General features: G+C 73.5%; 9 protein-coding genes. 4 read left to right on the top strand and 5 right to left on the bottom strand.

From position 1 onward, the window contains the following. Positions 1–1004, top strand: a 1004-nt coding sequence (locus H5J29_RS13215; RefSeq protein ID WP_181781240.1) for an AMP-binding protein, incomplete at its 5' end; no start/stop codon positions are given. 11 nt (positions 1005–1015) lie between these two features. Here the strand turns inward: H5J29_RS13215 and soxR are convergent. After that, entirely contained in the window at positions 1016–1528 is a 513-nt protein-coding gene (gene soxR, locus H5J29_RS13220) for a redox-sensitive transcriptional activator SoxR (RefSeq protein WP_181781241.1), read from the bottom strand. Between the two features lie 421 nt (positions 1529–1949). Between soxR and H5J29_RS13225 the strand changes: the two genes are divergently transcribed. Both H5J29_RS13225 and H5J29_RS13230 read left to right on the top strand, forming a co-directional pair. Further along, a complete protein-coding gene (locus tag H5J29_RS13225) occupies positions 1950–2618 on the top strand; it encodes a transglycosylase SLT domain-containing protein (RefSeq protein WP_181781242.1) in 669 nt (222 codons plus the stop codon). A gap of 101 nt (positions 2619–2719) precedes the next feature. Beyond that, positions 2720–4774 (top strand): acyltransferase family protein, encoded by a 2055-nt coding sequence (locus tag H5J29_RS13230; RefSeq protein WP_181781243.1) that lies wholly within the window; start codon positions 2720–2722, stop codon positions 4772–4774. Between the two features lies 1 nt (position 4775). On the opposite strand, the gene H5J29_RS13235 is transcribed toward H5J29_RS13230, so the two are convergent. Both H5J29_RS13235 and H5J29_RS13240 read right to left on the bottom strand, forming a co-directional pair. Continuing rightward, on the bottom strand, positions 4776–5003 hold the full coding sequence (locus tag H5J29_RS13235) for an RNA-binding S4 domain-containing protein (RefSeq protein WP_181781244.1): 228 nt from the start codon (positions 5001–5003) through the stop codon (positions 4776–4778). 155 nt (positions 5004–5158) lie between these two features. Continuing rightward, the gene (locus H5J29_RS13240) at positions 5159–6244 is read right to left on the bottom strand and encodes a methyltransferase (protein ID WP_181781245.1); all 1086 of its coding nucleotides are present in this window, start codon (positions 6242–6244) and stop codon (positions 5159–5161) included. 149 nt (positions 6245–6393) lie between these two features. On the opposite strand from H5J29_RS13240, the gene H5J29_RS13245 reads away from it, so the two are divergent. Next, the gene (locus H5J29_RS13245) at positions 6394–7212 is read left to right on the top strand and encodes a class II aldolase/adducin family protein (RefSeq protein ID WP_181781246.1); all 819 of its coding nucleotides are present in this window, start codon (positions 6394–6396) and stop codon (positions 7210–7212) included. Here H5J29_RS13245 and H5J29_RS13250 read toward each other — a convergent pair. Together H5J29_RS13250 and H5J29_RS13255 are read right to left on the bottom strand one after the other, a co-directional pair. Then, a complete protein-coding gene (locus tag H5J29_RS13250; RefSeq protein ID WP_181781247.1) occupies positions 7115–7969 on the bottom strand; it encodes an HTTM domain-containing protein in 855 nt (284 codons plus the stop codon). The genes H5J29_RS13245 and H5J29_RS13250 overlap by 98 nt on opposite strands. Then, the coding region (locus H5J29_RS13255) for a hypothetical protein (protein WP_181781248.1) at positions 7963–8291 on the bottom strand (329 nt) is incomplete at its 5' end. The genes H5J29_RS13255 and H5J29_RS13250, both read right to left, overlap by 7 nt.

The following is an 8291-nucleotide window of genomic DNA, read 5'->3' on the forward strand; positions in this document are numbered from 1 at the left end:
GCCCGAAGATCATCCTGGCAGGCAACGCGGGCCTGCTCGAGACGGTCACGGCCGCGGCCCCGCGACTGCGGATCCGCGGCGGCGACGAGGTCTTCGCAGTGACCGCGCCGCTCTACCACAACGCGCCCTTCATGTTCTCGCTGATGAGCCTGGTCCTGGGCGGGACCGTGGTGGTGCTCGACCGGTTCGACGGGGCGACCGTGCTGGACGCGGTCTCGGCGCACCGGGTCACGTGGCTCTACGCGGTGCCCACGCTGATGGGCCGCCTGCTCCGGCTGCCCGCGCAGGTGCGCGCGGCCGCCGACGTGTCCACCGTGGACACCCTCCTGCACGTGGGCGCGCCCTGCCCCGAGCACGTCAAGCGGGGGTGTCTGGACTGGTTCGGCCCGGAGACCGTGGTGGAGCTGTACGCGGGGACGGAGTCGCAGGCCAGCTGCATGATCGACGGCCGGGACTGGCTCGCGCACCCCGGATCCGTGGGGCCGGTGGTGTCCGGCGAGATGCGGATCGGGGACGAGGAGGGGAACCCGCTGCCCGTCGGCGAGGTGGGCGAGGTCTGGATGAGGGTCCCGGAGAACCCGTACCGCTACCTCGGGGCCACGGCGAACCACCGGGACGGCTGGGAGTCCCTGGGCGACCTCGGCCGGATGGACGCCGACGGCTACCTCTACCTCGCCGACCGGCGCAGCGACATGATCCTCGTCGGTGGGTCCAACGTGTACCCGGCGGAGGTGGAGGCGGCGCTCGACGCGCACCCCGCCGTCCTGTCCTCGTGCGTGATCGGCCTGCCCGACGACGACCTCGGCTCCCGCGTGCACGCCCTGGTGCAGCTCGCCGAGCCGGTCACCGACGAGGACCTGCGCGCGCACGTCCGGGAGCGGCTGTCCCCCCAGAAGGTGCCCGCGACGGTCGAGCGCGTCGACCATCCCCTGCGCGAGGACACCGGCAAGGTCCGCCGCTCCGCCCTGCGCGCGGCCCGCCTGGAGACCCCCGACCCCGCATGATCGTGCAGTCTTCAGGCGGGGGTGCGCCGGAGGGCCGCCGGGAGCATGCGGGCGCCGTCGCCCGCTGCGCCCGCTCGGTCGTCGGGGTTCATCAGGCGGCATCTGGCCAGGGAGAGGCAGCCGCAGCCGATGCAGGAGTCCAGGCCGTCGCGGAGGGCGACCAGGGCGTCGATCTGCTCGTCCAGCCTGCCCCGCCAGGTCTGCGACAACCGGGTCCAGTCCGCCTTCGTGGGGGTGTGGTCGGCGGGCAGGGCGTCGAGCGCGGTGCGCACCTCGTCGAGCCCGATCCCGATGGCCCGCGCGGCGCGGATGAACGCGAGCCGCCGCAGCACGCTCCGCTCGTAGCGCCGCTGGCCGCCGGTGGTCCGGGTGGCGGCGACGAGCCCCTCCCGCTCGTAGTACCGCAGGGCGGAGTGCGGGAAACCGCTGCGGTCCACGACCTCCCCGATGGTCAGCAGGTCCTTCGCGTGCACGGCCACCCCGATCCCGAGCCATTGACCTGAAGCTGGATTCAGCACCAGCATACCGCCGAATGCAGTGCGTGACCGCTCACCGCACGACGACCGACTCACCCAGCCGGTGGACGTCGCGACGAACGGCCCTGGACCAGCGGCGACAGGCAGCCCTGAGGGTTGTGTCCCCGGGGTCACCATCCGTAATGTCGCCGCAGTCATCACGGCCAGATCACGAACGGGCTGCAGGAGCCGGACTCCCCACCGACTCCCCGGGACCCCGAACCCGGGCCCGTCCGCGCTACGGCCGCCTGATCGAAAGGCACGCACCTTGGCTGGCCACCGCTCCCCAGGCGGCCGGCGTGGCGACGCGCTCCCGGTTCCCCACCGGGTACCCGCGAGTCACGCCGCCAGGCACGCGACCGCTCCCCGCGGTCACGTCGCCCGACGTACCGTCGCGTCGTCCACCGCCGCCGTCGGCGCCGCCTTCGGCGTGCTGGCGACCGGCACCTTCGCCGCCGTGACCTCCGGCGACGCCGGACAGGCGGTGGCCGACGCCGCCGAGACCACCACGATCGCGACCTCCCTCGCCGCGAACCAGGCCGCGCTCCCCGCCGCGGACACGGTCTCCGACACCGCGCACGTCAGCCCGGTCGCCTTCGGCATCGCTGGCCTCGACTCCGCCGACGCGACCGAGGACTTCGACCTCGCCTCGCTGGACAAGGCGGGCAAGATCGCCGACACGATCGCCGAGCAGCACGCCAAGGAGGCGGCGGCCCAGGCGGAGCAGCAGCGCCTGGACTCGCTCATCGCCAAGGGCGGCCTCGACGGCTGGATCGCCCAGGCGCTCGAGATCTGCGACCTCCCGCAGAGCCTCGCGCCCGGCGTCAAGAAGATCATCATGGCGGAGTCCGGCGGCAACCCGCGCGCCATCAACAACTGGGACTCCAACGCCCAGCGGGGCACCCCGTCGCAGGGTCTGATGCAGACCATCCCCTCGACCTTCCGGGCCTACGTGCACCCGAGCGTCTCCGACCGGGGGATCACCGACCCGGTCGCGAACATCACCGCGGGCCTGCGCTACATGATCGCCAACTACGGTCTCGACACCGTCGAGGCAGGCGGGCGGAGCAACCACGCCGGGGACTACGTCGGCTACTGAGCCGCACGTGTAGGCCGATCGGCCCACCCCCGCCGAGCGAGCGGGGCATCGCCGACTTACAGTGAAAGACGTCGCTCAGGGCACGAATCGAAGGGGCCGGATTGAGCCAGCCACTCCCGGGCCCGTCCGACGAGCCGGTCCCCGCGGGCTTCGTCGAGCCCCGGACCCGGCGGTTCCGCCCCGAGCTCCAGGGCCTGCGCGCGCTCGCCGTGGTCCTCGTCGTGGCCTACCACGTGTGGTTCGGCCGCGTGTCCGGCGGCGTCGACGTCTTCTTCCTGATCTCCGGGTTCCTGATCACCGGCCAGCTCCACCGCGCGGCCGCCCGGGACGCCCTGCGCTTCCGGCCCCTCTGGGCCCGGCAGGCCGCCCGGCTGCTCCCCGCCGCGTTCACCGTCCTGCTGGGTGCCGTCGTCGCGGGGTGGCTCCTGCTCCCCGAGGCGCGCTGGCAGCAGACGCTGCACGAGCTCTTCGCCTCGGCCGTCTTCCTGGAGAACTGGCAGCTGGCCGCGGACTCGGTGGACTACGCGGCCCAGCACAACACCCAGAGCCTGGTGCAGCACTTCTGGTCGCTGTCGATCCAGGTGCAGTTCTACCTGGTGTGGCCGCTGCTGGTCGCCCTGGTCGCGCTGATCGCCGGGTCCGTCCGGGAGAAGCTGCGCACCTACCTGCTGCTCACCCTCGGCGGGCTGTTCGCCGCCTCGCTGACCTTCTCCGTCGCGCTCACGATCACCGACCAGCCACTGGCCTACTTCCACTCGCTGACCCGGGTGTGGGAGTTCGCGCTGGGCGGGCTGCTCGCCCTCACCATCGACGCGATCGTGCTGTCCGCCCGCACCCGGGTCGTGCTCGGCTGGCTCGGCGTCGTGGCGCTCGTGGCCTGCGGCGCGGTCCTGCAGGTGGACGCGGTGTTCCCCGGGATCGCCGCGCTCTGGCCGACCGGTGCGGCCGCGCTGGTGCTGGTGGCCGGCGCCACGGGCAGCGGGCTCGGCGTGGACCGGCTGCTGTCCTCGCGGCCGTTGAGGTACCTGGGGGACATCAGCTACGCCCTCTACCTGTGGCACTGGCCGGTCCTCGTCCTGTACCTGGTCCTGCTGGACCGGGCGGCGGTGGGACTGCGCGGCGGGGCGGTGATCATCGGGATCTCGGTGGTCCTGGCGGTGCTCACCCACCACCTCGTCGAGGAGCCCATCCGGCGCGCGCGGATGTCCGACCGCACCCGCTACCGCGGCGCGCTGGCGGGCCTGCTCGCGGTCCTCCTGGCCGCGGGCGCCTGGCAGTACGAGACGGCCACCCGCGCGGACTCGGTCGCCGTGGTCGGCGACGAGACCCACCCGGGGGCGCTCGCCATGCGCCAGGGCTTCGTCCCCACCGAGGACACCCTCGCGCCCCTGCTGCCGCCGATGGTCTCGGCCTCGGACGACTGGTCCCACGTGGAGCGGTGGAACTGCGCGCCGCTCCCCCGGCTCCCCCAGCACTCCGCCTGCACCCTGCCCCCGGTCGACGGCGCGGGGCCGCCCGTGAAGCGGATCGTGATCGTCGGGGACTCGCACTCCCAGCAGTTCACCGCCGCGCTGGTGCCGTGGGCGCACGCGCGCAACGTCGAGCTCACGGCGATCCTGCACGGCGCCTGCCCGTTCTCCACGGCGTCGGAGGTCTACCCGGGCGACCCGGTCTGCCTGGACTTCAACCAGGCCGTCGCCGCCGAGCTCGTGGACCTGAGGCCGGACGCCGTCGTCACGATCGCCAGCCGGAACGTGACCGCGGGACCGACGGAGGTCACCCCGCAGGGCTTCGTCGACCGCTGGCGCGAGCTCGACGCCCTGGGCATCCCGGTGGTCGCCTTCCGGGACAACCCCCGCTACGAGCCCGGTTTCCGGCCTGCCGACTGCCTGCAGCAGGCGGGCCGCGGCGCCGAGGTCTGCGGTCAGGAGCGGGCCGCGCTGTACGCCCCGGTCCCGCCGTGGCAGACGATCCCGGACCTGCCGCAGAACGTGTCCTTCCTGGACTACACGGACTACTACTGCGGCCCGCAGACCTGCCCCGCCGAGATCGGCAACGTGCTGGTCTACCAGGACGACAACCACCTCACGGCCACGTTCATGACGTCGCTGTCCCCGGTCGTCGGCGAGGACATGGACCGGATCCTGGGGACCTGACCTACTCCACGGGGCGGGCCCGCCGCCCCTGCACGGCCACCACCTGGCCCCGGTGCAGCTGGGCGCCCCGACGGGTCTCCGGCCGCCCGTCCACCTCGACCTCGCCCGCCTCGACGAGCTCCCGGGCGTGCACGCCGTCCTCCGCGAGACCGGCGAGCTTGAGGAACTGGCCGAGCCGGATGGGTTCGGTGGCGATCGGGACGTCCAGGATCGGCGGGCGCGCTGACATGCCCCGATCGTCTCACCGCTCCGCGCGGACGCCGGACACGGCCAGACCCTCGGCCTCCGCCCGCGCCGAACCAGACGTGCACAGCTCCAGGATCCGACGTCCGGGGCGCGGGTCGAGCAGCGCGACGGCCCACCGGATCCGGTCCGAGACGTCCGTCAGGCCGGGACGGCCTCCAGGATCGACAGCGGCGAGGCGGTCGGCAGGGTCCGCACCAGCTCGAACCCCGCCTGCGCCAGCAGCGCCCGGTAGTCCCGCTCGGTGCGTTCGCGGCCGCCGACGAGCAGCAGCATCTCGAGGTCCGCGAGCTTGCCGGGATGGGGGACGTTGCCCTCCGGGATCACGGTCTCGACGAGCAGCAGCCGACCGGTGGGCGCGACGGCCCGACGGATCGTGCCGAGGATCTGCAGCGCCTGCTGCTCGGTCCAGTCGTGCAGGACGTTCTTGAGCAGGTAGCAGTCGGCCCCCTCGGGGACCTCGTCGAAGTACGACCCCGCCTCGACGGCGCACCGCTCGCCGAGCCCGCCGAGCCCGTCGACGACCGACGGCTGGTCGAAGAGCACGCCGCGGGCCTGCGGGGCGACCTCCAGGATCGCGGTGAGCAGCTGACCGCGGCCGCCCCCGACGTCCACGACGGTGTGCAGCTCCGTGAAGTCGTAGGCCTCGACGACGGCCTCTCGCGCCGAGTCCGCCAGACCCTCCTTGGCCTCGTCGAAGGCGGCGGCGAACTCGGGCTCGGACCTCAGGTAGGACCAGACGTCCGTGCCGCGCAGCGCGGGCACGACGGGCCTGCCGCGGCGGACGGCGTCGACCAGGTGTCCCCAGTGCTCCCAGTGCGGCGGGGAGCCCCAGTAGAGGGCGGCGGAGCGCGTCGAACGGGGGTGGTCGCTGCGGAGCGTGTCCGCCAGCGGGGTCAGCTCGTACCGGCCGTCGGGGCGCAGGGCGAAGACCTCCATGCCCGCGAGCGCCCGCAGCAGCCTGCGCACGCCGTCCGGATCCGCCTCGACCCGGCGCGCGATCTCACCCGGGGTGAGCGGGCCCGCGGCCAGCTCGTCCGCGATCCCGAGCCGGGCGGCCACGTAGATCGCCTGCGTGGTGCGGTGGCCGCCGATCATGTCGAGCATCGCGGTCGGTGCGGGCGCCATCCTCCGGTGCAGCCGCTGCACACCCCCACGGGCGGCGCGCGCCGCCCGCAGCAACGCCAACGGGGTCCGCCTCCGCTCCCCGGTCTCCACCGCCGCCATGGGACTCCTCACTCCTCACGCGAAGCCCGAATGGTCACAGAGGGTCGTGTCCGGGTTGCCGCATTCCTCCCGTCGGGCGGTGGGCGGCGCGGGCCGTGCGCCCGTCGGTAGTGGTTGACGTCGGCCGGTGCGCGGCGCACCGTCGAGGCATGGCTGCGCCGACGACGACCGCTCCCGACTCCATGACCGCCTACGAACCGACCCAGCGCGGGCTGAGCCTGCCGAAGCCGCCGGTCTTCGCGACCGTCGAGGAGGAGCGCGAGCACCGCAAGCAGCAGCTCGCGGGCGCCTTCCGGATCTTCGGCAGGTTCGGCTTCGGCGAGGGCATCGCCGGCCACATCACGGTGCGCGACCCGGAGCACCCCGACATGTTCTGGGTGAACCCCTTCGGCATGTCGTTCCGGCACATCCGGGTCTCCGACCTGCTCCTCGTCGACCACACGGGGCGGATCCGGCACGGGGACAAGCCGGTCAACCGGGCCGGGTTCGTGATCCACTCGGCCGTGCACCGGGCCCGGCCGGACGTCGTCGCCGCGGCGCACGCGCACTCCGTGTACGGCAAGGCGTGGTCCTCGCTGGGCAGGCCGCTGGACCCGATCACCCAGGACGCGTGCGCGCTCTACGAGAACCACACGGTCGTCACCGAGGGGGCGGGCGCCGTGGTCGTCGACGAGGAGGCGGGCAGGCTGCTCGCCGAGGGCCTGGGCGACAACGCGATGTGCTTCCACCGCAACCACGGCATCTTCACCGTGGGACAGACGGTGGCCGAGGCGGCGTGGTGGTTCGTGAGCACCGAGCGCAACTGCCAGGCGCAGCTGCTCGCCGAGGCCGCGGGCACGCCGATCCTGGTCGACCCGGCCAACGCCCGGTTCACCCGGGAACAGAGCGGGACGCCGTATGCGGGCTGGTTCGCCTTCCAGCCGCTGTGGGACGAGATCGTCCGGACCGACCCCGACCTCTTCGACTAGGGAGTGCGTCCAGGAAGAGGAGGTAGCCGCCCGCCGTCGTGGCCGCGAAGCATCCCAGCTCCATGACGGCGAGCGGCCCGTCGGACAGCCAGGCGATCATGCCGAGGTGCAGCAGCACGCCCAGCGGGATAGCGACCGGGCGGAGCCTGGGCACCCACAGCGCCACGGCGAGGAACAGCTCCAGCACCACCGCGCCCACGGCCAGCACCGCGACCAGCGGGAACACCAGCAGACCCGCGGGGACGAGCACGCCGGCGTCCCCCGCGAGCCCGTTGCCCACGAGGTAGTCCTGGTTGAGCTTGCCGAGCGCGGCGTAGAGGTAGACGACCGAGATCTGGGCGCGCAGCAGCAGGACGGGGGGCGCCCAGACCTCGTCGGCGGGCCTGCCGCGCAGCGCGAACGCCGCGTCGCAGCGGCTGAACGACAACAGGATCGCCATGGTCCCGAGCAGGTAGGCGCCGTTGCCGTAGTAGCCGGCGCCCCACATCTCGGCGAACACGCAGAGCCCCACGACGAGGGCGGCGGGCCGTGCGAGCACGCCCAGCACCAGCGCGACCGCGGCGACCAGCATGACCAGTCCCACGGCCGTCCACACCGGCGTCGGCAGGGCGGGCACCCAGCCGTAGAGCGGGTGCGGCCGGTTGCCGAGGTACGGGTTGGCGGTCAGGGCCGCCGCCCGGACGACGGCGACCAGGCCGAGCACCACCCGGTACGCGGCGACCGGGCGGGCGGGCAGGGTCTCGGGGAGCCTCAGCACGGGTAGGCCCCCTCGATCTCGGCGTCCGCGTAGCGCAGCACCCGGACCAGCTCGGGTCTCGCGGCGCAGAGCGCGGCGGGGGTCTCCGGGCCGTAGTGCACGGCCGACCAGGGGCTCCCGGCCAGCGCGGGATCGACCGGCACGGCCGCGCCCGCGACGGTGGTGCCCTCGTAGCGGTACTCGGTGTCCCCGCCCGTGAACATGTTCCAGGCGTAGTGCCGCGGCGGGACGGTGGTGGCCAGCGAGACCGCGGGCACGACCAGGGCGACGGCGAGCACTCCGAGGAGCAGGCGGACGGCCACGGCGTGGGACACGAGCGGAC

The organism is Pseudonocardia pini, from assembly GCF_013870575.1.
GTDB lineage: Bacteria > Actinomycetota > Actinomycetes > Mycobacteriales > Pseudonocardiaceae > Pseudonocardia > Pseudonocardia pini.

Coding starts and splice junctions, on each gene's coding strand:
- soxR (WP_181781241.1), bottom strand. CDS start 1,528: ATGCTGGTGCTGAATCCAGCTTCAGGTCAATGGCTCGGGATCGGGGTG.
- H5J29_RS13235 (WP_181781244.1), bottom strand. CDS start 5,003: ATGTCAGCGCGCCCGCCGATCCTGGACGTCCCGATCGCCACCGAACCC.
- H5J29_RS13240 (WP_181781245.1), bottom strand. CDS start 6,244: ATGGCGGCGGTGGAGACCGGGGAGCGGAGGCGGACCCCGTTGGCGTTG.
- H5J29_RS13245 (WP_181781246.1), top strand. CDS start 6,394: ATGGCTGCGCCGACGACGACCGCTCCCGACTCCATGACCGCCTACGAA.